The sequence below is a fragment of the Brevundimonas sp. Root1279 genome, assembly GCF_001425945.1.
Classification (GTDB): Bacteria; Pseudomonadota; Alphaproteobacteria; order Caulobacterales; family Caulobacteraceae; genus Brevundimonas.
Window position 1 is genome coordinate 281097 of the sequence record NZ_LMEB01000001.1, and the last position, 23100, is coordinate 304196.

Sequence of the window (23100 nt, forward strand, 5' to 3'; positions counted from 1 at the left end):
ACGGAACGAACCGATGACCGACACCGCCGCCCCGAAGAAACCCGCCGCCAAGAAGCCCGCCGCCCCGAAGGCCCCGAAGGCCGCCGCCGCCACCGCCCCGAAGGCTTCGGGCGCCGTCGCAACCGGCCGCATCGCCCAGGTCATCGGCGCCGTCGTCGACGTTGAGTTCGACGGCCACCTGCCGGCCATCCTGTCGGCCCTGGAAACCCAGAACATCGACCAGAAGACGGGCGAGCCCTTCACCCTGGTCCTGGAAGTCGCCCAGCACCTCGGCGAGAACGTGGTCCGCACCATCGCCATGGACACCTCGGAAGGCCTGACTCGCGGCCAGCCGGTGACCGACACCGGTTCGTCGATCCTGGCGCCGGTCGGCCCGGGCACGCTCGGCCGCATCATGAACGTCGTCGGCGCGCCGATCGACGAACAGGGCCCGATCAAGACCACCATGTACCGCCCGATCCACCGCGAGGCGCCTTCGTTCGAAGAGCAGTCGACCTCGTCGGAGATCCTGGTCACCGGCATCAAGGTTATCGACCTGATGTGCCCCTACACCAAGGGCGGCAAGACCGGCCTGTTCGGCGGCGCCGGCGTCGGCAAGACCGTGACCATGCAGGAACTGATCAACAACATCGCCAAGGCGTACGGCGGTTATTCGGTTCTGGCCGGCGTGGGCGAGCGCACCCGCGAAGGCAACGACCTGTACCACGAGATGATCGAGTCCAACGTGAACGTGGACCCGACCAAGAACAACGGCTCGACCGAAGGCTCCAAGTGCGCCCTCGTGTATGGCCAGATGAACGAGCCGCCGGGCGCCCGCGCCCGCGTCGCCCTGACCGGCCTGGCCCAGGCCGAGTATTTCCGCGACGAAGAAGGCAAGGACGTGCTGCTGTTCGTCGACAACATCTTCCGCTTCACGCAAGCCGGTTCGGAAATGTCGGCTCTGCTGGGCCGCATCCCGTCGGCGGTGGGCTATCAGCCGACCCTGGCCACCGAGATGGGCAACCTGCAGGAGCGCATCACCTCGACCAAGAAGGGCTCGATCACTTCGATCCAGGCCATCTACGTCCCCGCCGACGACCTGACCGACCCGGCGCCCGCCGCCTCGTTCGCCCACCTGGACGCCAAGACCGTGCTGTCGCGCGACATCGCCGCCCAGGCCATCTTCCCGGCCGTCGACCCGCTGGACTCGACCTCGCGGATCATGGACCCGCTGGTCATCGGCGAAGAGCACTACCAGGTCGCCCGTTCGGTCCAGGAAGTCCTGCAGTCTTACAAGGCCCTGAAGGACATCATCGCCATCCTGGGCATGGACGAGCTGTCGGAAGAGGACAAGCTGGTCGTCTCGCGCGCCCGCAAGATCTCGCGCTTCCTGTCGCAGCCGTTCTTCGTGGCTGAGCAGTTCACCAACTCGCCGGGCAAGTTCGTCGAGCTGAAGGACACCATTCGCTCGTTCAAGGGCATCGTGGCCGGTGAATACGACCACCTGCCGGAAGCGGCCTTCTACATGGTCGGCTCGATCGAGGAAGCCGTCGAGAAGGCCCAGAAGCTGGCCGCGGACGCCTAATCATGTCGGTGGAGGAGCCGCTCTCGGATCGGCTCCAACGCCTGCTGGAAGGCAAGGTCGTCAAACAGACTCGGTTGACCGAGACTGAAGTGATGATCGAGTTCACTGATGGCAGTCGGTTCTACATCGACGGCCGAGAAGACAGAAAGATCGAGGTGTCGGTCACCTGACCGACGGTTCGAGGAAGAAGCACATGGCAGGCAAGCTGCAGTTCTCTCTGGTGTCGCCGGAACGCGAGGTCTTCTCGGGCCTCGTGGACCAGGTCGACGCCCCGGGCGTCGAAGGCGACTTCGGCGTCCTCGCGGACCACGCTCCGTTCATGACCGCCCTGCGCGAAGGCGTGGTGACGGTCATCGACGGCGGTTCGCGCCGCCAGTTCGAGGTGCACGGCGGCTTCGCCGACGTCACCCCGGCCGGTCTGACCATCCTGGCCGAACAGGCCTCGGAAGTGACGGCCGCCTGATCCGGGAATGTCAGGAGGGGGCGTCGTCCTGATCCTGGCCTGGGTCGCCGCCGCGGTCGGCCCGTTCCTCTGTTTGCTATTGGTCCGGCGGATGCTGCGCGTCCGCCGGATTTTTCTTGGCTGGAGCCTGGCGGCCGTCACGGCCGTAGCCTGGGCGCTGGGCGTCTGGGCCTTCCTGCTCGAGCCGACGACCCTCAAGGTCCGCCACGTCACCATTGAGAGCGCGACCTGGAGCGGCCCGCCGGTCCGTATCGGCGTCATATCCGACACCCATGTCAGCGCGCCGCACGTCGATGTCGGTCGGCTGCGCGGCCTTGTTCGGCGGATGAACGGCGAGCAGCCCGACATCATCCTGCTGCTCGGCGACTACACCGGAGGCTCGAGCTGGGCCGCCGAACGGAACCGCGCCGAGATCCTGGAGGGGATCGAGGCGTTCGGCCGCCTCAAGGCTCCGCTGGGCGTCTACGGCGTGCTCGGCAATCACGACTCGGATTTCGACGACGCCGCCATCGCCGCCGCCATGGGCCGGGCCCAGGTCCCCGTGCTGGAGAACCGCGCTGTCCGCATCGACCGCCCGGGCGGGGCCTTCTGGATCGCCGGCCTGGCCGACATGCACTCCCCGCGCACCCCTCCGCTGCCGCGCACGGCCCTACGCGAGGTCTCGCCCGGCGAGCCCTCGATCGTCATCACCCACTGGCCCGATCCCTTCGTCGCCGTGCCGCAGGACGTCGCCCTGACCCTCGCCGGCCATACCCACTGCGGCCAGGTCAACCTGCCCGTCCTCGGCCGACTGGTGCACGCCTCGCCGGCCTCGGAGCGCTGGGCCTGCGGTCTCTACGACGAGGGCGGCCGCAAGCTGTTCGTCACCGGCGGGGTCGGCGTCTCCATCCTGCCGGTGCGCTTCCGCGTCCCGCCGGAGATCGTGGTGGTGACCCTGAAGGGGCCATCGGGGACTTGACCCCCGGGCCCCAGGCCCTAGATAGCCCCTCGCAAGACGAGGCCACGTCCTCGCCCCGGCGGCCGCACGGCCGAGGGCCAAGTCCGGGACGGCCCGGCCCTTTGCAAGGAGGGCCGGAAACCATGGCCTGGATCTATCTTCTCATCGCCGGACTGTTTGAAATCGTCTGGGCGTATTTCATGAAACAGTCGGACGGCTTCACCCGCCTGTGGCCCAGCGTCGCCACCATCGGCTTCATGGTGGTCAGCTTCGCCCTGCTGTCCCTGGCCATGAAGAGCCTGCCCATGGGCACCGCCTATGTGGTCTGGACCGGCATCGGCGCCGTCGGCGCCTTCGCGGTCGGCGTCATCTTCCTCGGTGAACACCTTAGCCCGATGCGCATCCTCGCGGCCGTACTGGTGTTGGCCGGCCTGGTGATCTTCAAGCTGGCCCCGAACGGCGCGGCGCACTGACGGCGGCGTGAGACGGCGGCGGAGGGGCGCTCGGGCGCAACTGGCGCGTTGCAAGTGGCTAGTGGCTAGTGGCTAGTGGCTGGCAGGCGACGGTACAGCCGCGCTGTTAGCGCCGCCGCCCGCCAAGGTCAGTTGATCAGGGCCCTCCGACCCGCCACCGTCCACTAGCCACTAGCCACTAGCCACTAGCCACTAGCCACTAGCCACTAGCCACCCAGCCGCCGCCCATGCTCGAACTCCGCCCCAACTGCGAATGCTGCGACCGCGACCTGCCGGCGGACAGCCCGGACGCGCGGATCTGCACCTTCGAATGCACCTTCTGCGCCGACTGCGTGGGCGGCGTGCTCAAGGGCGTCTGCCCGAACTGCGGCGGCGATTTCGCGCCCCGCCCCATCCGCCCGGCGCGGCTGCTGTCGAAATACCCCGCCTCGACGGAGCGCGTGTTCAAGCCCGAAGGCTGCAGGTCCTAGACCAGCAGCGGCGCGAACACCGAAACCATCCGCTCATAGGCGTCGCGCTTGAACGGCACGATCAGGTCGGGCGCTTCGGACAAAGTCCCCCAGCGCCACGCGTCGAACTCGATCTCGTCGTGCTGGTTCAAATCGATCTCGGCCTCGTCGCCGGTGAAGCGGAAGGCGAACCACTGCTGCTTCTGCCCGGCCCAGCCGCGCGCATGCTTGGTCCCGCCATAATCGGCCGGGAAGTCGTAGGCGATCCAGTCCTCGGTGCGGGCGATCAACTCGGCGGAGGTCACGCCGGTCTCCTCGGCCAGCTCGCGCCGCGCCGCCGCCTCGAGGTCCTCGCCGTCGTCGACCCCGCCCTGCGGAAACTGCCAGTTGTGCGGCCCGGGCGTGCCGGCCCGCCGCCCGTACCAGACCCGCCCGTCCGGATGGAACAGCACGACGCCGACGTTGGGGCGGTAGTTCGCGAGATCGCTCATAGGGGCTAGGTTTTAGGTTCTAGGGGCTAGGGAAGGAAGACGGTCTGGCGGACGCGCAGGCGTCCCCTGGAACCTAGTCCCTAGAACCCAGAACCTACCGCCCGGGACGGGCGGTGACCGCGCTGGCCGGAGCCAGCTGCAGGCCGCGGGCGTCGAGACCGGCGGTCCAGCGGGCGGCGGCCTCGACCGTCACCGGATAGCTGAAGCCAGTCCCCAGGGCCTGGCCGCGCGCCTTGGCCAGGGCCTCGAGCGCATTGAGCTGGCCGACGATGGCGGTGGCGGACTGTTCCTCGTCGATGATGCGGTTGGCGCTGGCGCGGGCCCAGGCGCCCGGCTTGCGGCTCATCGAGCCGTCGTCGAGGAAGGCCACGCCGCGCGAGCGCAGCACGCCCATGAAGGCGGTCATGCCCTCGTCCGAGGCGGCGAAGCGGTCACCGAGATAGTTGGTCACCCCGAAATAGCCGGTGGCGCGGCCCAGCAGCCAGTTCATCTTGGCCTGAATGTCCGAGGCGTCGGCCGAGGCCAGCAGGGTGTAGGGGCCCGGGTCGTTGTTCGGATAGCCGGTGGGCTCCATCGGCATTTCGAGCATGACCTCGTGGCCGTGGGCGCGGGCGAGGTCGATCCAGCCCTGCAGGCCCTCGGCGTAGGGCACGAAGCTGAGGGTGACCTCGGCGGGCAGGCGCTCGATGGCGGCCCGGGTGGTCACGGCGTTGAGGCCGAGGCCGCCGACGATCAGGGCGATGCGCGGCTTGCCGTTGGACGTGAACGGGCGGGCGTAGGCCTGGGCCGGCACGCGGCCGTCCGGGGCGATGCGCGGCAGCAGGCCGTCCGGGCCCGGCTGGGTCAGGCCGGCGATCGGGGCCTGGGCCAGGGGGCGGGCGGTCAGGCGCGGAGCGGTGATGGGGGCGCCCGGACCGGAGACGGTGGCGCCGTCCGGCAGGGTGATGACGGCTTCGCCGGCCACGTCGGGCACGCCGTCGCCGGTCAGGTCCTGGTACAGGCCCGAGCCGTCCAGCGAGAACGCCTCCAGCCCGGTCGGGGCCGTGGCGGCTGCGGCGGTTGGGCGGTTCAGCGAAACCCGGGCCGACGGGGCGCCGGCGCGCGGATCGCCCAAGACGGTGATGAACAGGGCCGCGGCGCCGATCAGCAGGGCTCCGGCCCCGGCGACCGCAACGGGCGGCTTGGTCACGATGCGCAGCACCGGCGCGAAGGTTTCACGCAGGCTCTTGCGGACGGGCGGGGCCCCCGCGGTGGCGGCGAGTACGGACTGGCGCTTGGCGAACATGGGCAGGATGTGACGCTCGGGGCGAAGCCCGCACGCGGACCTCTTCGCAGCGGACACTGCACCGGGCCCGGTTAAGAAAGCCTAACGCTCCGTTAGCCATGCGGCAGGTCTGCGACGACCTGCCTCACGGCGTCGGACGGGTTCACTCCGACGGCGCGTCCGACGTCTCCACCGCGGCCATGGCGGTGCCCGGGGCGGTGACCACGATGCCTTCCGGCGCGGCCGCCAGCTGGGTCAGCTTGCCGCCGGCGCGCAGCACGTCGAAGGCCCGCTCCAGCTGGTAGTCCTTCTCCTTGTCGTAGGCCTCGCTGGGCGCCTCATGCGGCGTGTGCGGACCCTTGCGCTCGGCCCCGATCGAGGCGTCCAGCGCCGTGGCGTAGGCCGCCTCGGAGTAGATGAAGTTCGAGCGCGAGACGATCTTGGCCTCGGCGAAGGAGCGAGCCACCTCCAGGTCCGGCTCGATGCCGATCTTCTGGATCGAGGCGCCCGACGGAGTGTAGTAGCGCGCCGTGGTGATCGACAGGGCGCCATCGGCGCCGCCGCGCAGCGGGATGACGCTCTGCACCGAGCCCTTGCCGAAGCTGGTCAGGCCGACGATCGTCGCGCGCTGGTGATCCTTCAGGGCGCCGGCCACGATCTCCGAGGCCGAGGCCGAGCCGTAGTTGACCAGCACGACCAGCGGCAGGCCGCCGGTCAGGTCGCCGGGCTTGGCGGCGTAGCGCAGGATCTGGTTCGGCTGACGGCCGCGCTGGCTGACGATCTCGCCGCGCTCAAGGAAGGTGTCCGACACGGCGATGGCCGCATCCAGAAGACCGCCGCCGTTGTTGCGCAGGTCGATGACATAGCCCTTCAACGCCGGGTTCTCGGCCTTCAGCTTGGCGATGGCGTCGGACAGTTCGCGGCCGGTGTTCTCGTTGAAGGTCGAGATCCGCAGCACGCCGTAGTCGCCCTCGACGCGGCCGGTGACGGAGTCGATCTTGATGATCTCGCGGGTCAGGGTGACTTCGCGCGGCTCTTCGCCGTCGCGCAGGAAGGTGACCTTGACGTTGGTGCCGGCGGCGCCGCGCAGCTTCTCCGAAACTTGGCTGACGGTCAGGCCGGAGGCGCTCTGGCCCTCGATCGAGGAAATGACGTCGCCCGCCTGGACGCCGGCGCGTGCGGCCGGGCCGCCGTCCATCGGCGAGATGATCTTCACCAGGCCGCCTTCCGACGAAATGGTCAGGCCGACGCCCGAATACTGGCCCTCGGTGCGCTCGCGCAGCTCGCCGTAGTCCTTCAGCGGCATGTAGCTGGAGTGCGGATCCAGCGCGCCCATCATCCCTTGCAGGGCCGCCTCGACCAACTTCTTGTCGTCGACCGGCACGACGTAGTCGCGCTCGACGATGGTCAGCGCGTCGCCGAACAGGCCGAGAAGGCGATAGGCCTCGTTGCGCGGGGTCTGCCCGGCGGTCGTGGCGGCGCCCAGACCGACCACGGTAACGGCGGCGGCGCCGATCATCAGCAACTTGCGCATTGGTCTCTTCCAGCGGACTGCGAAACAGCAGCCTGAACATCAGCAGTTACAGACCGCGCGGCGCCCAAATCGTGGCCGAGCGGCGGTCATTGGATAAAATCAGCGTCATCTCTGAATGGAAAGCGGTTTCGCGTGTCAGCGTAGCCAGGGCGCGGGGTCCACGGCCCGTTCCTCGCGCCGCAGTTCAAAGGTGATCTCGCCGTCGGCGCCCGATCGACCCAAGACCTGGCCGTCGGCGACGCGGGCGCCGCGTTCGACCCCGACCGTCTCCAGCCCGGCGACGACCGCGCGCCAACCCGGGCCCAGGTCGATGATCACCACCTGGCCCCAACCCCGCAGCGGGCCGGCGAAAGCGACGTAGCCGGCGGCGGGGGCGCGAGCCTCGGCGGCGTCCGCCCGCCAGCGCCAGCCGTTCGAACCCTGGCCGAAACGGACCGACGGGGCGCCGTCGATCGGCGGGGTCAGGCGGTTGCGGCCGGCGGGCAGGCGGGCGACCGTCACCGGAGCCTCCGTATCCGGACCGGGCACCGTCCCGCCGACAGCGCGGAGGCGGGCTTCCAGCGCGCTCGAGGCCCGCTCCGCCGTCTCGGCCTCGGCGCGCAGGATCGCTTGCTGCCGCAGCTGACGACGCGAGGCCGACTCCAGTTCGGCCCGCCGGTCCCCCTGCGCGCTTTCGGCGGTGAACAACTCCTCGCTGCCCAGGGCGGCGAGGCGGCGGATGCGGTTGATCTCGTTCTGGCGATCCGCCAGCACCCTCGACTGCGCCTGAAGTTCGGGGGCCATGGCCTTCATCAGGATGGCGGCGCGCACCGTGTCCACGGCCTTGTCCGACGGCGTCAGCAGGGGCGGCGGCGGGCTGCGGCTCATCATCTGCAGGGCCGACAGCAGCCGCGCCTGACGCCCGCGCGCCTTGGACAGCTCGGCCACGAGGAGGGCCTCGCGCTCGCTGAGGTCGCGCAGCCGGGCGCGCTGGGCGTTCATCGTCGTGTCGCCGGCGGCGATGTCAGCGCCGAGGGCGTTCAGTTCGCGCTCGAGCCGGGCGGTCTCGGCGGCGGCGTCGGAGGCCTCGGCGCGCAGCTGCTTGGCCCGGGCCCGCTCGTCGCGGAACTCGGTCTGCAGCCGCCGGATCTCGCCGGCCTGCGGACCCGCGGCGGCGACAGGCGCGGCCGCCAGCACGATCAGAAATGAAAGGAGCGCCCGACGCATGGCTCTTGGTGTGAATCCGCCCTAGTCGCGATGATAGGGCGATCCGGCCAGGATGGTCACGGCCCGATAGAGCTGCTCGGCCAGCATGGCGCGCGCCAGGGCGTGCGGCCAGGTCTGGGGGCCGAAGGCCAGGGTCGAGGACGCCGCGGCGCGCACGCTCGCGTCCAGCCCGTCGGCCCCGCCGATGGCGAACACAAGCCGCCGCTCGCCGCGGTCGCGCAAGCCTGCGATGTGCTCGGCGAAGGCGCGGCTCGAAAAGGTCTTGCCGCGCTCGTCGCAGGCGATCAGGTGCGCGCCCTCGGCCGCCTTGAGGATCAGCTCGGCCTCGGGCGCCTTGCCGGCCTTGCGCGGTTCGAGGTCGACCAGCTCCAGCGGGCCGAGGCCGAGCGCGCGCCCCGCCAGGGTGGCGCGCTCGGCGTAGTCGGCGGCGAGGGTGGACTCCGGCCCACGCCCCGGCTTGCCGATGGCGATGACGGCCAGCTTCATCGGCTCAGATCAGGAGCGGGTGTCGACGCGGTGGCCGCTCTCGACCGACCAGATCTTCTCGATGTTGTAGAAGGTGCGCACTTCCGGCCGGAACAGGTGGACGATCACGTCTCCGGCGTCGAGCAGCACCCAGTCGCAGTGCGGCAGGCCCGAGACCTTCACGCGGCCCAGACCCTGTTCCTTCAACGTGCGCTGCAGGTGATCGGCCAGGGCGCCGACGTGGCGGTGCGAACGGCCGGAAGCGATGATCATCGTGTCGGCCATCGGGCTTTTGCCCTTCAGGTCGATCAGGACGATGTCCTGGGCCTTGTCATCGTCCAGGCGCGAAAGGATCGCCTGTTCGAGCACAGTTGCGCCGACGGGAAGGGAAGCCTGCGGACCGTCTTCGGATTGGATGGCCGGGATTACGTCCATCTCGTGCGCCGTGTTGGAAACGGCGGCGTCTTGCGCGTCATGCGCGGGCGAGGGGGTCAGCGGAGGGCTCCAGGGAGGTTGACTAAAGAAGGACCCTAGCACGGACCGGGCCCGCCGTCACGGGCGGCCGGTCGCGGCCTTGCGTCTCGCCCTCAACGCGGTCGACGATCGATCGTTCAGCGGCCCCGCGATCCAGGTCCAGGCCGGGGCTTCCATCCCGTGCAGAAGCTTGGCCTTTTCAGTCGGAATTCGAGCGCCCGCGAAGCGCCGGGCGGCCGGGGACGTGGGTGCGCTGAGGGTCGAGCCGGGCCGGGCGATCACCGCCACCGGCATCATCTGGAGGATGTCGGTCCAGCCCCTCCAGCGATGAAAGCTCGCCAGATTGTCCGATCCCATCAGCCAGACGAAGCGCACGCCGGGGTGGCGTTCTGCCAGGGCGCGCAGGGTGTCGACAGTCCATTGCGTGCCGATGCGGCTCTCGACGTCCGAGACGATCATGGCCGGGCCGACCGTCGCCGCCACGGCCCGCGCCGAGGCCATGCGCTCGGCCAGGGGCGCGCTGTGGCGGGCGTCTTTCAGCGGGTTCTGCGGCGAGACCAGCCAAACGACCCGGTCGAGGCCCAGCTTGCGCAGGGCGGTTTCGGCCAGGTGGGCGTGGCCGTCGTGGGCCGGATTGAACGACCCCCCGAACAGACCGACCGTCATCCCCGGCGCGAGGTCCAGCCCGTCGCGCAGGGCCCCCCGGCGAGGGCCGGGACGGCGGGGCGCGGGTCCGGCATGGAAGAAGGGCAAGGCGGGGCTCGCAGGGCTTATGCTCAGGCTGGAGCTAACACGCCGCCGCGGCGGTGTCGCCTCCGGCTCAGCCGGTGAAGTCAGCGCACCACCGGTTCATATGGGCGGCGTAGTCGGCCAGCGGCCCGAGGTCGACCGAGGCGCGCAGCGCATCGACCCGGCTCTCGTCCTCCAGGGGCTGCGGCCCCCAGACATTGGCGGCGACGCAGCGCCCTTGGCTGCCGTACCGCTGGGGGCGGCCCGTCCCGACCGCGATCCGGTCGTAGAGGTAGGCCACGTCGGCGGGCTCGACCTCTTTCTCGACGGCGAGGGGCTCCAGCAGGGCCAGCACCTCGCGCTGGAAGGCCCGGTCGTTGTCGGCGTGCTGGGTCATCAGCCAGGCGGCCTTCGAGGGCCCTTCGCCGTAGGTTGAGATGCGGTACCAGCCATGGGCCGCCAGATCAGCCCTGAGCCAGGACGTGTTCTCGGCGTCGGTCTCGCACATCTGCCGGGACAGGCGGGCCTCGAAGCGGGCGCGTGCGCCGGGCGACGGGGCGTTGCTCCACACCGCGGCGCCGGCTTCCCAACCGCGCCGGATCAGCTGGTCCCGCGCGGCGCGGCTCAGCAGTTCGCGCGATCGGGGATCGGTCGCCGCCCCGGCCAGTCGCACGCGCTCGGCCACGTAGCTGAAGGGCGGCTCTGCGATCTGCGCGCCGCCCAGGACGTGATCTCCGAAGGCCACCCAGCGTCCCCAGGCCGCTTCCGCCGCCGCCCGGTCGGCGTTGAGGGTTGCCGCATCGGGCGCGGCCGCCGCGGCCGCAAGCTCGGCCTGCAGCACGGACTCGGCCTCGGTTAGGCAGCGACGCGTGTCCGCATCGACCTGGGCGCGCATGTAAACGGCGTCGGAAAGAGCGCCCAGGTTCGCGCCTTCGCCCCTCAGCGCCCAATAGTCGAAGGTCCGCGCGGCCTCTGCGTCCTCCGTCAGGACGAGCAGTTCGGGCGTCAGTTGCGGCGGCCCAGGCGGCGCCGACTGGAAAGCCATGAGCAGCGCGGCCACCGCGACCGTAGCGAAGCGAACCATTCGATGCTCTCCCGTTTGCCGGGAAGACATGCGCTGCTTCAGATCGAAATCAAGGCTGCCAGCCGCCGGGGCTTTCGATCGGCACTTCCTCGTCGTCGACGATGGCGATCTCGCCGCGGGTCTTGCGGACTTCGGCCCAGGCGGCGCGCAGCAGTTCGGTGACGCCTTCGCCCGACACGCCCGAGACCAGGTAGGGCTTCACGCCGGAGACGGCCTCCAACTCGGCGGCCTTCTCCTCCCGCATCTCGGGGGTCAGCGCGTCGATCTTGTTGAGCGCCAGAATCTCGGTCTTCTCGCCCAGGCCCTCGCCATAGGCCTCGAGCTCATGGCGGATGGTGCGATAGGCGCCGGCGACGTCGTCCTGGGTGCCGTCGATCAGGTGGATCAGCGAGGCCGAGCGCTCGACGTGGCCGAGGAAGCGGGTGCCCAGGCCGGCGCCTTCCGAGGCGCCCTCGATCAGGCCGGGGATGTCGGCGATGACGAACCGCTCCGACGGGCTCAGGTCGACCATGCCCAGGTTGGGGGTCAGGGTCGTGAACGGATAGTCGGCGATCTTGGGCCGCGCGGCCGAGGCGGCGGCGAGGAAGGTCGACTTGCCGGCGTTGGGCAGGCCGGCCAGGCCGATGTCGGCGATCAGCTTCAGGCGCAGCCAGATCCAGCGCTCCTGGCCTTCCTGGCCCGGATTGGCATGGGTCGGAGCCTGGTTCGACGGGCCCTTGAAGCGGGTGTTGCCCCAGCCGCCGTTGCCGCCGCGCAGCAGCATCTCGGTCATGCCGGCGTGGTCCATGTCGAGCAGGACCGTCTCCTTGTCCTCGTCCAGCACCTGGGTGCCGACGGGAACCTTCAGGATCACGTCCTCGCCCTTGCCGCCGTGCATCTGGCGGCCCTGGCCGTGGTGGCCGGTCTGGGCCTTGAAATGCTGCTGGTAGCGGAAGTCGATCAGGGTGTTCAGGCCGTCCATGGCCGTGATCCAGACGTCGCCGCCCTTGCCGCCGTCGCCGCCGTCCGGCCCGCCCTGCGGGATGAACTTTTCGCGGCGGAAGGAGACGGAGCCCGCGCCGCCGTTGCCGGAGCGGATGTAGATCTTGGCCTGGTCGAGGAACTTCATCGCGGGCTTATGCCGCAAGAGAGCGGCGATTTACAGGCGGCAGTGTGGGCGGCGGCGCGCGCTGCCGAGAGGGCGAGCCCGGAAAGTGGCTGGTGGCTAGTGGCTAGTGAGCGGCGTGGGGCCTGCACCGGTGCGAGCTGTCGTCGACAACGACAAACCCCGCCCGGACGAACCGGGCGGGGTCGCTCTCTCAGCATGGCGGCAATCCACTAGCCACTAGCCACTAGCCACTTGGCCGCCGCGGACCGTGGAGACGGCCCGCATCAGCCAGCCTTAGCCCTTGGCCCAGACGCCGAACGGATCGCTCCACGGCATGTCCAGCGCCTCGGCGACGGCCGGGTAGGTCAGCTCACCCTTCAGCACGTTCAGGCCGCGGGCCAGGTGAGGGTTGTCCTTCAGGGCGTCGAGGCCCTTGTCCGCCAGGGCCAGGCCGAAGGGCAGGGTGGCGTTGTTGAGGGCTTCCGACGAGGTGCGCGGGGCGGCGCCCGGCATGTTGGCGACGCAGTAATGGACGACGCCGTCGACGACGTAGGTCGGGTCCTCGTGGGTGGTGGCCTTCGAGGTCTCGAAGCAGCCGCCCTGGTCGATGGCGACGTCGACCAGCACCGAACCCGGCTTCATCTGCTTCAGGTGCTCGCGCTTGATCAGCTTCGGCGCCTCGGCGCCCGGGACCAGCACGGCGCCGATGATGACGTCGGCCTTGACCAGCTCCTCCTCGATCGCGCCGATCGAGGAATAGCGGGTGACGACCCGGCCGTTGGTGACCTCGTCGATGTAGGCCATGCGCGGGATCGAGCGTTCCAGCACCACGACCTCGGCGCCCAGGCCCATGGCCATGCGGGCCGAGTTGAGGCCGACGACGCCGCCGCCCAGCACCAGCACGCGGGCCGGGGCCACGCCCGGAACGCCGCAGAACAGCAGGCCCATGCCGCCGTTGTGCTTCAGCAGGGTCTCGGCGGCCGAGAAGACGGCGATGCGGCCGGCGACTTCCGACATCGGCGCCAGCAGCGGCAGGCCGCCCTGGGCGTTGGTGACGGTCTCATAGGCCACGGCGGCGCATTTGGAGGCGATCAGGCCCTTGGTCTGCTCGGGATCGGGCGCCAGGTGCAGGTAGGTGAACAGGATCTGGTCTTCGCGGAGCATCTCCCACTCAACCTTCTGCGGCTCCTTCACCTTCACGATCATGTCGTTGTTGGCGAAGATGTCGGCGGCGTTCGGCGCGATCTGGGCGCCCGCCTTCTTGAAGTCGGCGTCGGTGAAGCCAGCGCCGAGGCCGGCGCCGGTTTCGATCGAGACGGTGTGGCCGTGGGCCACATACTCGCGCACGGCGGTCGGCGTCAGGCCGACGCGGTGCTCGTTCTTCTTGATTTCCTTGGGGACGCCGACGCGCATGGGGCTTTTCCTCTTCCGAATGGGACGGGCGCGCTCTCGGGGCCGCCTCGTTTCGCGCGGCAATCTAGCGGCGGTCCTCGCGCAGGTTCCTGTTCTTTTCGTCACCTGATCACTGTAAACTCGCAGAATCTGCGAACAGGAGGTCAGATTGAAGACCATTTCCGCTGTCGCCCTCGACGACACCGACCGGCGCATGATCCGCGCCCTGCAGGGCGACGGGCGCATGACCAACGCCGATCTGGCCCGCACGGTGAACCTGTCCGAGAGCGCCTGCCTGCGCCGCCTGCGAGCGCTGGAGGCCGAAGGGGTGATCAGCCGCTACGCCGCCATCATCAACGAGCGCGCCGTCGGCCTGCCGATCAGCGTCTTCGTCACGGTCACCCTGTCCTCCCAGGCCGAGAGCGCCCTGACCGCCTTCGAGACCGCCATCGCCACGGTGCCCGAGGTCGTCGAATGCTATCTGATGACCGGCGGCTCGGACTATCTGCTGCGGCTGGTGGTGCGCGACGTCGACGACCTCGAGCGGGTCCACTCGCGCGAACTGACCCGCATCCCGGGGGTGACCCGCGTGTCCTCCAGCGTGGCCATGCGGACGGTGGTCAAGCGCGGCGCGCTGCCGGTGTGAAAATCGGCCGATCTGGCCGATTTTACCAATCGCAGGTGGGAGCCAGGGGTTTGACTTCGCTTCGACGAAGCGCCCCTATCCAACTCATGGCCGTGCACGAGACCATCGCCGTTTGGACCGATCGAGAACCGACCCTCGATGAGGAACTGCGCGTGCTCGGGGAGGAGGACGTTTTCGAGATGGCCAATCTCCCGCCCGAGTGGACCGGAGTGCTCGCGACCATCTTCATCTCGACGGCGCTCGGCCAGCACGGACCCCGCATCAAGCTGTACCTGAAGCCCGGCCGGCATCAGCCCAGCGCGTCCATATCGATCGGTCCGAATCCTCGTGTTCTCGCAAGCAGCCTGGACGAACGGGACCTCGCCCGCATTGCGCCCAAGGCGCTGGAGTGGGTGGCCTTGAACCACGCGGCGCTGACGAGCTTCTGGTTCGAAGGCGAGACGATGAACATCTCGGATGTCGCGGATTTCGGCCGGAGCCTCAAGAAGGTCTGACCTTGCGCCCGCGGCGTTCGCTCCCACCTGAAAGCGTGGCTGTTCGGGAGGAAGCGATGACGCGCGAGGCGTGGGTGTGGTTCGGGCTGGCGATGCTGTCGCTGCTGTGGTGCGGCGTCTGCCTGGCGCTGGATGGCGGGCTGTTGCTCCCGGCCTTGGCGGCGACCGTCACCATGATTTGCGCCGCGGACGCCTCGGCGCGCGGACGGACGGCGCGGGGTGTCGGTTGGGTGTTCTCGGGATCGATCTGGCGAACCGCCCTGATCCTGGTCGGCGCCCTGATGTTGATCCAGTTGCTGCCCGTCGAGATGGCCTTGCTGCTGGCCGGGGACGTGCTGGCCTATGTCGAGGTCTTGGCGGCCGTCGGCCTGATCGCCGCCAACACCCGGCTGAAGGCTGTCGTCGAGGCGACGCGCCGCGCGGTCGAGGGTTGGCTGGGGCCGGTCCTGAGGACGCGGACGGCGGCGCGCGCCATCCGTTCGCCGAGGCCTCCGCGCCGACCGTCCTCCGCCGACGACGCCGACGGACGAGGCTGGGCCTTCGCCTAGCGCAGCGCCAAGGTCAGGGTCTTGATGTCCACATACTCGGCGATGCCGTGGGTCGAGCCCTCGCGGCCGTAGCCGGACGACTTGACCCCGCCGAAGGGCGCGACCGCGGTCGACATCAGGCCGGTGTTGATCCCGCACATGCCCGCCTCGATGCGCCGGCCGATGCGGAAGGCGCGGTCGAGGTCGCGGGCGAACAGGTAGGAGGCCAGGCCGAACTCGCTGTCGTTCGCCTTTTCCAGCACCTCGTCCTCGGTCTCGAAGGCGAAGACCGGGATCAGCGGGCCGAAGGTCTCCTCGTCGCGGAACAGCTTGTCGTCGCCGCCCAGGGTCACGGTCGGCTGGAAGAACCGCCCGCCCAGGTCGTGCCGCCCGCCGCCGATCAGCACCTTGCCGCCCGAGGCCTGAACCTTCCTGAGGTGGTCCTCGACCTTGGCGATGGCCTTGTCCTCGATCAGCGGCCCGACCTTGACCCCCGGTTCGAAGGCCGGACCGACCGGGATCTGCGACACCGCCTCGGCCAGCTTGCGGGCATAGGTCTCGGCCACCGAGGCCTCGACATAGACCCGGTTCGGACAGACGCAGGTCTGGCCCGAGTTGCGGAACTTGCCCTTGATGGTCTCGGCCACGGCCAGGTCGAGGTCGGCGTCGGCGAAGACGATCAGCGGGGCGGCGCCGCCCAGCTCCATCGACACCCGCTTCAAGGTCGGGGCGCACTGCGCGGCCAGCAGGCGGCCGACCGGCGTCGAGCCGGTGAAGCTGAGCTTGCGGATCTCCGGTGAGGCGGTCAGCGCCCCGCCGATGGTCGCCGCGTCGCCGGTGACCACGCTGAGCACGCCGCGGGGCAGGCCGGCGCGGTCGGCCAGTTCGGCCAGGGCGAGGGCGGTGAAGGGGGTCTGGCTGGCCGGCTTGACCACGGCGGTGCAGCCGGCGGCGAAGGCCGGGCCCAGCTTGCGGGTCAGCATGGCGGCCGGGAAATTCCACGGCGTGATCAGGGCGCAAGGGCCCACCGCCTCGCGGAAGGTGAGCAGCACATGGCCCAGCGGGCTGTCCTGGGTCTCGCCCAACATCCGCTCGGCCTCGCCGGCGAACCATTTGATGAAGCCGTTGGCGTAGGCGACCTCGCCCTTGGCCTCCTCGAACGGCTTGCCGTTCTCAAGCGCCATCAGCGCCCCGAGGCCCTCGGCGTTCTCGTCGATCAGCCGGGCCCACTCGCGCAGGATCTGGGCGCGCTTGTGCGGGTCGGACCGCGACCAGGCCGGGAAGGCGTCGACCGCCGCTTGGATGGCCCGCTCCGTCTCGGCGACGCCCAGGTCGGGGATGCGGCCGATGATCGAGCCGTCGGCCGGGTCGTCGACCTCGATCCAGGCCGAGCCCTTCACCGCCTCGCCGGCGATCAGGGCGTGTTCGCGCAGCAGCTTCAGGCCGGCGTCGCGGGCGTTCTGGCTCATGGTCTCGGTCCGGTTCGGGGAGGAACGGATAAACGCGTCAGGTCTAGATCGTGTTCAGGTCTCGGCCCTTGGTCTCGGGCAGCCAGAGCAGGCTGACGATCACCGCCACGACGGTGAAGCCGATGGAATACCAGAGACCGAAATAGATGTTCCCGGACCAGGCCACGAGGGCGAAGCTGGCCGCAGGCAGCAAGCCCCCGACCCAGCCGGTGCCGATGTTGTAGGGCAGGCTCATCGCCGTGTAGCGCACCCGCGTCGGGAACAGCTCGACCAGGGCCGCGGCCTGCGGGCCGTACAGAGCCGTGGCGGCGACCATGAAGAGCATCAGGATGCCGAACACGAGCGGCAGGTTTATCCGCGCCGGGTCCGCCTTGGTCGGATAGCCGGCCTCGGCCAAGGCGGCCTTGATGCGGGTCTCGACGTCGGTCCGCGCGGCCTTCAGCTCGGCCGGGGCCAGGCCGGTCGCTTCGACCGATGGGATCTCGACCTCGCCGACGCGGACCACGGCGACCGAGCCCGGCTCTGCGGCCTCATTGCTGTAGGAGACGCCGGCGTTGGACAGCACGCTCTTGGCCAGGTCGCACGAACTGGCGAAGGTCGCCTTGCCGACCGGGTCGAACTGCAGGGCGCAGGTGGCGCGGTCGGCGATGACGGTCACGGGCGCGGCCGCCTGGGCCTCGGCCAGGGCTGGGTTGGCGGCGCGCGTGAGAGCCTGGAAGCCCGGGAAGAAGGCGATGAGGGCCAGGATCATGCCGAACAGCATGACCGGCTTGCGCCCGACCCGATCCGAAAGCCAGCCGAAGAAGACGTACAGCCCGGCCGAAGCGATGGTGACGGCGAGGACCAGCTGGTCGACCGTGTTGGTGTCGACCCTCAGCATCCGCTCCATGAAGAAGCGGGTGTAGAAATAGCCGCAGTACCAGACGGCGCCCTGGGCGATCATGATCCCGAACAGGGCGATCAGGACGAAGCGGCCGTTGCTCCAGGTCAGGAAGGCTTCGCGGAAAGGCGCGCGGTGGTCGTCGTCCGAGGCCTCGGCCTCCATGCGCTGGTAGGCCGGGCTTTCATGCAGTTTGAGCCGGATCCACAGCGAGATGGCCAGCAGCAGGGCCGACAGGATGAAGGGGATGCGCCAGCCCCAGGCGTCGAACGCCTCAGTCCCGAGCGCGGCGCGGGTGGTCAGGATCACCGCCAAGGCGCCGATCAGGCCGAAGGCGGCGGTTGTCTGGATCCAGCCGGTCATGAAGCCGCGCTTCTTCGGGGGCGAATGCTCGGCGACATAGATGGCCGCGCCGCCGTACTCGCCGCCCAGGGCGAAGCCCTGCAGCATGCGCATGATCAGCAGCAGGATGGGTGCGGCGATGCCGATCTGCCCGTAGTCGGGCAGCAGGCCGATGGCCACGGTGGCCAGGCCCATCAGGGTGATGGTGACCAGGAAGGTGGTCTTGCGGCCAGTGCGGTCGCCGAACCAGCCGAACACCAGCGCGCCCAGCGGGCGGACCACGAAGCCCAGACCGAAGGTCAGCAGGGCCATGATGTAGCTGACCGTCTCGCCGGCGTCGGCGAAGAAATGCTTGGCGATGATCGTGGTCAGGGACCCGAAGACGAAGAAGTCGTACCACTCGAACGCGGTGCCCGCCGCGGAGGCGGTCACCACCGTCTTGAGGCCGGGCCCCTGGGTTTCTTCAGTCGTTTGCGCGGTCATGGTCTTCCCCCCCGGCGTCGTCTGCCGGACGCCTTGGCCCGGATGCTAGCGCCGCCGGCGCGTCAGGCAAGCGCCAGACAAGCGAAGGCCCGCCGGCGGGGGGAACTCGGCGGGCCTTCTTCGTCCGAACCGCGCGTCGGGGGGGTAACGCGGCCGGGAACCGATATTAGTTCTTGGCGTCTTCCGCCGCGCCGCTGACGGCGTTGCCGGCGGCCGAGGCGTCCTTGCCGACACCGGAAACGGTGTTGCAGGCAGCAGTGGTCAGGGCGGCCGCAGCCGCGACCAGAATGAAGAGCTTGCGCATGGGGTTGAACTCCTGGGGCGCCGGGGAGGGCAGCGGGTTACACCCTAAGAACGCCGCGTCCCTTGGCGGGTTCCCAGGTCGGCCGGGTCAGTTGGAGTCACCGCCTCTGGCGTCGCGAAGGTCATCCGCGCGATCGCCCCGCCGGTCGGGGAGGGCACCAATTCCGCCTCGCCGCGCAGCTGTTTGGCGAAGGCCCCCATGAGGGTGCGGCCCACGCCGGCCCGCTGGGTCTCGCTGACGCCGGGGCCGTCGTCCTCGACCTCCAGCACGCTCTTGTCGCCCAGCACCTTGAAGCGGACCTTCAGGTCGCCGCCGCGGCCGGCGAAGGCGTGCTTCTGCGCATTGGTCACCGCCTCGACCAGCCACAGCGCCAGCGGGGCCAGCTTGTCCGGGTCGACGACCAAGGAATCCGCTTCGACCGAGGAGGTCACCACGGGCCCGCGTCCGGCCTCGCTGGACACCAGCTGGCCGACCAGGTCGGTCAGGAAGATGCGGGCGTCGGCGTAGCGCAGGTCGGCGCTCTGGTAGAGGGTGCGGTAGATCAGGGCGAGCGCCGAGATGCGCTGGCGCGTGTCGCTGACCGCCACCTTGGCCTGCGGGTCGGTCAAGGCCCGCTGCTGCATCGACAGCAGGGACGAGATGATCTGCAGGTTGTTCTTCACCCGGTGATGGATCTCGCGCATCAGCGCGTCCTTCTCCGCGATGGAGGCGTTCAGCGCCTTGTCCCGAACGGTGATGGTTTCGGCCAGTTCGTCGAGGGTGCGGGCCAGGACGCGGATCTCCGACGGGGCGTTCATCGCCTGCACCGGGCGCACCGTGAACCGGCCGCGGGCGTAGATGGCGGCGACCCGCTCCAGATAGGCCAGCCAGCGCACCACGATCCGCTCCGACACCCACATGACGGCGGCGAAGGCGAACAGCCAGGCCATCAGCGGGGCCAGCAGGGCGCCCACAGGGTTCAGCCGGGCCCACGACAACAGTCCCGGCGCCGGGGCCGACAGCAGGGCGTAGACGTCGCGGCCGGCCAGGGCCGAGCCGGCATAGACCCGCCGCCGACCTTGCGCGTCGTCGGCTTCGAAGATGGCCGAGGCGTCCTCGCGCGCCCGGTCGACCCAGCCGATCAGGGTCTGGCCCTCGGACAGGGTGAAGGCGCTCATGTCGGTGGCCGTCAGGATGCGCCCGTCGCCGTCGGTCAGGGCCGCCTGCGACCCCTCGGGAAGGGCGCGGTCGTTGACGTCGGGCTGCAGCGACGACAGCGGAATGACCGCCACCATCACGCCGTCGAAAGCCCCCAGGGGACGCTCCAGGCGGATGGCCACGATCAGCCCCGGGGGGCGGCCGGGCTGGGCCGGCGCGCGGGCCAGCACCGTGTCTTCGCCGGCGCGCAGACGCTGGAACCAAGGCGAGGCCCGGGCCTGCACCAGCCAGGACGGAGGGCTTTCGTTCAGACTGTCCGAGGCGCAGGTGGTCTGGCCTGTCGGGCTCAGCCGCGCCAGCCCCTCCAGGTCCTCGATGCGGTCAACCAGGGCTGTCAGTCGCGGCTCGCAGTACAGCTCGAGCGCCTCGGGACGCAGGGCCTGGAGCAGCACCGTGGTGCTGTCCAGGCGCGCCTTTACGTTGGCGGCCGTGCGTTCGGCGGCCTGCTGCAGATCCTGCCGTCGCTCCAGATCCTGGGTGCGGAACTGCGCCTGGGCCTGAAACAGGGCCAGGGCCAGGATCGGCAGGAGGGCGAAGGTGGCGAGCGCGAGCCCCAGCCGGAATCGGATGCCCTGGAACTTAGGCGGAGCCAATCCCCGGCCGAGCGCTCGCCCGATACGGACCACCTCAGCCCCGGACGCTGCTCAGGCGATCCGCATCGGCTAGGATGGAGCGCATGGCGTCGCCGGCCGCGCGCCCGTCCCGGGCGTAGCCGCCCCGTTCGAGCGTGGCCTGCAGGGCCTTACGGGCGCGCGAGACCCGGCTCTTCACCGTGCCCACCGCGCACTGACAGATCTCGGCCGCCTCTTCATAGGCGAAGCCGCCGGCCCCGACGAGGATCAGCGCCTCGCGCTGCTCTTCCGGCAGGGTCGCCAGGGCCAGACGCAGTTCGTCCAGCGCCACCGGCGATTCCGGATCGTCGACGGCGACCAGGGTCCGCTCGGCGGCTTCCTGGTCCAGCTGCGACTGACGCCACGAGCGCCGCTTCTCGGAATAGAACTGATTGCGCAGGATCATGAAGGTCCAGGCCTTCATGTTGGTGCCCATCTGATAGCTGGCCCGAGCGTCCCAGGCCTTCATCATGGCGTCCTGCGCCAGATCGTCGGCTGCGGTCGGATCGCCCGTCAGGGTGCGCGCGAACGCCCGCAGATGCGGGATGAGCGCGACCAGCTCCCTCTTGAAGGCGTTATCGTCTGCGGAGGGCGGCTTGGGCGGCGGATTGGACGCGCCACTCATGCTTTTTTCCCCGACGACCGCTCATCGGCCCGGCGGAGAATCTCTAGGAATTCATCCGGCACGGGCTCGTTGACGACCTCGTCGAACATGTGCCGGAGCTTTACCCCGATCGCCTGTTGGCGAAGACGCGCTTCCTCAAGGGCTGCGCCACTCGTAGGCGGCGCCGCCTTCCGGGAAGGGTTCGGATTGTCTGTCATGAATTGAACGGCCGCCACCCTGACGCTGTTTGCTTGCGATTGCCGAAAACGCCAGCGCCTCTCGACGGTTCCTACGCCCGTGACGATTTATGCTCAAGCTTGCGCTGGTCTGACGGGAACCGTGCCCTATTTGATACGTTGACGGTGCCTGCTCGGGTTCCATCATTGGAACCGCATTTTGTCGGGGACTTATTCATGAGCTTGCTGGCCCGTCTTGCGCCGCATCTTCCTTATGTGCGTCGATACGCGCGCGCCTTGACCGGCGATCAGACCACTGGCGACAACTACGTTCGCGTCGCCCTGGAGGCCCTCGCCGCCGGCGAGCGCCAACTGCCGGCGGAGATGACTCCGCGGGTCGCCCTGTACCATGTGTTCCACGCCATCTGGGCCTCTACCGGCGCTCAGCTCGAGGACAAGAGCGGCATGGAGGGCCAGGACGACGCCTCGCGCCGGCTGATGCAGATCGCCCCGCGTTCGCGCCAGGCCTTCCTGCTCACCGCGCTCGAAGGCTTCACCCCCTCCGAGGCCGCCCAGATCCTCGACGCCGACGCCCAGGACGTTGAGCGCCTGATCGCCGAGGCCCAGTCGGACATCGACGCCGAACTGGCCACCGACGTCCTGATCATCGAGGACGAGGCCATCATCTCGGCTGACATCGAAAGCCTGGTGCGCGAACTCGGCCACCGGGTCACCGGCACCGCCACCACCCACGACGAGGCCGTCGACGCCGTCGCCCGCCACCGTCCGGGCCTGGTCCTGGCCGACATCCAGCTGGCCGACGGTTCGTCGGGCATCGACGCGGTCAAGGACATCCTCAAGCGGATCGACGTGCCGGTCATCTTCATCACCGCCTTCCCGGAGCGCCTGCTCACCGGCGAGCGGCCGGAGCCGACCTTCCTGATCACCAAGCCCTTCCAGCCGGAGACGGTGAAGGCGGCGATCAGCCAGGCTCTGTTCTTCCACCCGTCGCGGCAGCGCGAAGCGGCCTGACGGGTCTGTCCGGACAAAGGAAAAGCCCCGGTCTCGCGACCGGGGCTTTTTTGTTTTCCCAGGTGATCAGTAAGCGGGCGCTGGCGTGGTCGCCGCCGGCTGGGTCGCCGAGCTCGTCGGCGCATTGACGTTCGGCGCCTCGCCGGGCGGCGGGGTGGTCGGCTGACCGGTCGCCGTGGTCGGGGCGTCGGCCGCCGGGACTTGCTCGGCGTCGGTGCGGAAGGCGGCGGAATCGATGGCCTGAGCGCCGGTGTTGGCGTTAGTGCGAGCGAAACCGCCCTGGCTGAGGAACCACATGCCCAGCAACAGGACAGCCACCGCCGCCAGGGAGATGACGAGCAAGGTCAGGATACGAACGCCGCCCCGACCGCCGCGGACGTACTGAGCCTCGACCGGGCGGCCTTCGTGGACCGCGTCGGCGGCCTTGTCGTGGGGGGATTCGTGGGTCATCCGGGGCCTCCGTCCAAGGGTGATCTGCCCTTGATCAACGCCTCGGCCAGCGGAGCTGTTCCGGCCACTTGGCGGGGCGTTCGCCCCTCTGGCGAAAAAAGTTCGAAATCCCCGGAACCGGGTTCGGTCGGGCTCGTTATCGGTCTGCGGAGGCGGCGACGCCCCCCCGACTTGAGACTGGCGAAAGCCAGTCTGTCGCCTCCGCGCCTCATTCTCGATGATGCCACTTCCGGCGGACCCCTTGCGGTCCGCCTTTTTCTTTGTCCCGCCCAA

The 23100-nt window shown here is 69.5% G+C and carries 27 protein-coding genes; 10 read left to right on the plus strand and 17 right to left on the minus strand.

Annotation, left to right across the window (positions count from 1 at the left end; genetic code table 11):
* The first annotated feature begins 13 nt into the window (after positions 1-13).
* The 6 genes from atpD (at position 14) to ASC65_RS01375 (ending at position 3907) form a co-directional block, all read left to right on the plus strand.
* Positions 14-1564 carry a F0F1 ATP synthase subunit beta gene (gene atpD, locus ASC65_RS01355; protein WP_056448414.1) on the plus strand — a complete coding sequence of 517 codons (1551 nt, stop codon included), beginning with the start codon at positions 14-16 and terminating at the stop codon, positions 1562-1564.
* A gap of 2 nt (positions 1565-1566) precedes the next feature.
* Positions 1567-1734 (plus strand): hypothetical protein, encoded by a 168-nt coding sequence (locus tag ASC65_RS16970; RefSeq protein WP_156459509.1) that lies wholly within the window; start codon positions 1567-1569, stop codon positions 1732-1734.
* Between the two features lie 23 nt (positions 1735-1757).
* Positions 1758-2027, plus strand: a complete 270-nt coding sequence (locus ASC65_RS01360) for an ATP synthase F1 subunit epsilon (RefSeq protein WP_056448417.1) — start codon at positions 1758-1760, stop codon at positions 2025-2027.
* Between the two features lie 7 nt (positions 2028-2034).
* Positions 2035-2985, plus strand: a complete 951-nt coding sequence (locus tag ASC65_RS01365) for a metallophosphoesterase (protein WP_056448421.1) — start codon at positions 2035-2037, stop codon at positions 2983-2985.
* A gap of 122 nt (positions 2986-3107) precedes the next feature.
* Positions 3108-3437 (plus strand): DMT family transporter, encoded by a 330-nt coding sequence (locus tag ASC65_RS01370; protein WP_056448422.1) that lies wholly within the window; start codon positions 3108-3110, stop codon positions 3435-3437.
* Positions 3438-3664: 227 nt separating this feature from the next.
* On the plus strand, positions 3665-3907 hold the full coding sequence (locus ASC65_RS01375; protein WP_056448424.1) for a DUF1272 domain-containing protein: 243 nt from the start codon (positions 3665-3667) through the stop codon (positions 3905-3907).
* Here ASC65_RS01375 and ASC65_RS01380 read toward each other — a convergent pair.
* The 10 genes from ASC65_RS01380 to ald form a co-directional block, all read right to left on the minus strand.
* A complete protein-coding gene (locus tag ASC65_RS01380) occupies positions 3904-4377 on the minus strand; it encodes an RNA pyrophosphohydrolase (protein WP_056448425.1) in 474 nt (157 codons plus the stop codon). The two genes, ASC65_RS01375 and ASC65_RS01380, sit on opposite strands and share 4 nt — an antisense overlap.
* Before the next feature lie 94 nt (positions 4378-4471).
* Positions 4472-5662 (minus strand): divergent polysaccharide deacetylase family protein, encoded by a 1191-nt coding sequence (locus ASC65_RS01385; protein WP_056448426.1) that lies wholly within the window; start codon positions 5660-5662, stop codon positions 4472-4474.
* Between the two features lie 142 nt (positions 5663-5804).
* A complete protein-coding gene (locus ASC65_RS01390) occupies positions 5805-7175 on the minus strand; it encodes a S41 family peptidase (protein WP_056448427.1) in 1371 nt (456 codons plus the stop codon).
* 135 nt (positions 7176-7310) lie between these two features.
* Positions 7311-8381 (minus strand): murein hydrolase activator EnvC family protein, encoded by a 1071-nt coding sequence (locus ASC65_RS01395; RefSeq protein ID WP_056448429.1) that lies wholly within the window; start codon positions 8379-8381, stop codon positions 7311-7313.
* A gap of 21 nt (positions 8382-8402) precedes the next feature.
* Positions 8403-8867: a 23S rRNA (pseudouridine(1915)-N(3))-methyltransferase RlmH gene (gene rlmH, locus ASC65_RS01400; RefSeq protein WP_056448432.1), complete on the minus strand. Its 465-nt coding sequence runs from the start codon at positions 8865-8867 to the stop codon at positions 8403-8405.
* A 9-nt stretch (positions 8868-8876) separates the two neighbouring features.
* Entirely contained in the window at positions 8877-9281 is a 405-nt protein-coding gene (gene rsfS / locus ASC65_RS01405) for a ribosome silencing factor (RefSeq protein ID WP_082525819.1), read from the minus strand.
* Between the two features lie 117 nt (positions 9282-9398).
* Positions 9399-10073: a nicotinate-nucleotide adenylyltransferase gene (locus ASC65_RS01410; RefSeq protein WP_056448435.1), complete on the minus strand. Its 675-nt coding sequence runs from the start codon at positions 10071-10073 to the stop codon at positions 9399-9401.
* A gap of 67 nt (positions 10074-10140) precedes the next feature.
* Complete coding sequence (locus tag ASC65_RS01415; RefSeq protein WP_056448438.1) at positions 10141-11133, minus strand: DUF6624 domain-containing protein; 993 nt, start codon at positions 11131-11133, stop codon at positions 10141-10143.
* A 49-nt stretch (positions 11134-11182) separates the two neighbouring features.
* Positions 11183-12241: a GTPase ObgE gene (obgE, locus tag ASC65_RS01420; protein WP_056448441.1), complete on the minus strand. Its 1059-nt coding sequence runs from the start codon at positions 12239-12241 to the stop codon at positions 11183-11185.
* Positions 12242-12514: 273 nt separating this feature from the next.
* Entirely contained in the window at positions 12515-13633 is a 1119-nt protein-coding gene (ald, locus tag ASC65_RS01425) for an alanine dehydrogenase (RefSeq protein WP_056448444.1), read from the minus strand.
* Between the two features lie 157 nt (positions 13634-13790).
* Here ald and ASC65_RS01430 point away from each other — a divergent pair, with 157 nt between their 5' ends.
* The 3 genes from ASC65_RS01430 (at position 13791) to ASC65_RS01440 (ending at position 15300) form a co-directional block, all read left to right on the plus strand.
* Positions 13791-14258, plus strand: a complete 468-nt coding sequence (locus tag ASC65_RS01430; protein WP_268750049.1) for an Lrp/AsnC family transcriptional regulator — start codon at positions 13791-13793, stop codon at positions 14256-14258.
* Positions 14259-14344: 86 nt separating this feature from the next.
* Entirely contained in the window at positions 14345-14752 is a 408-nt protein-coding gene (locus ASC65_RS01435; RefSeq protein WP_056448447.1) for a hypothetical protein, read from the plus strand.
* Positions 14753-14808: 56 nt separating this feature from the next.
* Positions 14809-15300, plus strand: coding sequence for a hypothetical protein (locus tag ASC65_RS01440; protein ID WP_056448451.1), 492 nt, complete (start codon positions 14809-14811; stop codon positions 15298-15300).
* On the opposite strand, the gene ASC65_RS01445 is transcribed toward ASC65_RS01440, so the two are convergent.
* The 6 genes from ASC65_RS01445 to nepR all read right to left on the minus strand — a co-directional run bounded on the left by ASC65_RS01445 (position 15297) and on the right by nepR (position 21387).
* Positions 15297-16748: an NAD-dependent succinate-semialdehyde dehydrogenase gene (locus ASC65_RS01445; RefSeq protein WP_056448454.1), complete on the minus strand. Its 1452-nt coding sequence runs from the start codon at positions 16746-16748 to the stop codon at positions 15297-15299. The two genes, ASC65_RS01440 and ASC65_RS01445, sit on opposite strands and share 4 nt — an antisense overlap.
* 43 nt (positions 16749-16791) lie before the next feature.
* On the minus strand, positions 16792-18453 hold the full coding sequence (locus tag ASC65_RS01450) for an MFS transporter (protein WP_056448457.1): 1662 nt from the start codon (positions 18451-18453) through the stop codon (positions 16792-16794).
* A gap of 166 nt (positions 18454-18619) precedes the next feature.
* Complete coding sequence (locus ASC65_RS01455; protein ID WP_056448460.1) at positions 18620-18757, minus strand: entericidin A/B family lipoprotein; 138 nt, start codon at positions 18755-18757, stop codon at positions 18620-18622.
* A gap of 44 nt (positions 18758-18801) precedes the next feature.
* A complete protein-coding gene (phyK, locus tag ASC65_RS01460; RefSeq protein WP_056448465.1) occupies positions 18802-20547 on the minus strand; it encodes a sensor histidine kinase PhyK in 1746 nt (581 codons plus the stop codon).
* 34 nt (positions 20548-20581) lie between these two features.
* Complete coding sequence (locus ASC65_RS01465) at positions 20582-21190, minus strand: sigma-70 family RNA polymerase sigma factor (protein ID WP_056448468.1); 609 nt, start codon at positions 21188-21190, stop codon at positions 20582-20584.
* Complete coding sequence (gene nepR / locus ASC65_RS16635) at positions 21187-21387, minus strand: anti-sigma T factor NepR (protein WP_082525821.1); 201 nt, start codon at positions 21385-21387, stop codon at positions 21187-21189. The genes ASC65_RS01465 and nepR overlap by 4 nt, the downstream gene beginning before the upstream one ends.
* A gap of 195 nt (positions 21388-21582) precedes the next feature.
* Here nepR and phyR point away from each other — a divergent pair, with 195 nt between their 5' ends.
* On the plus strand, positions 21583-22377 hold the full coding sequence (gene phyR / locus ASC65_RS01470; protein WP_056448471.1) for an anti-anti sigma factor/receiver protein PhyR: 795 nt from the start codon (positions 21583-21585) through the stop codon (positions 22375-22377).
* A gap of 66 nt (positions 22378-22443) precedes the next feature.
* On the opposite strand, the gene ASC65_RS01475 is transcribed toward phyR, so the two are convergent.
* On the minus strand, positions 22444-22827 hold the full coding sequence (locus ASC65_RS01475; RefSeq protein ID WP_056448474.1) for a hypothetical protein: 384 nt from the start codon (positions 22825-22827) through the stop codon (positions 22444-22446).
* Positions 22828-23100 lie beyond the last annotated feature (273 nt).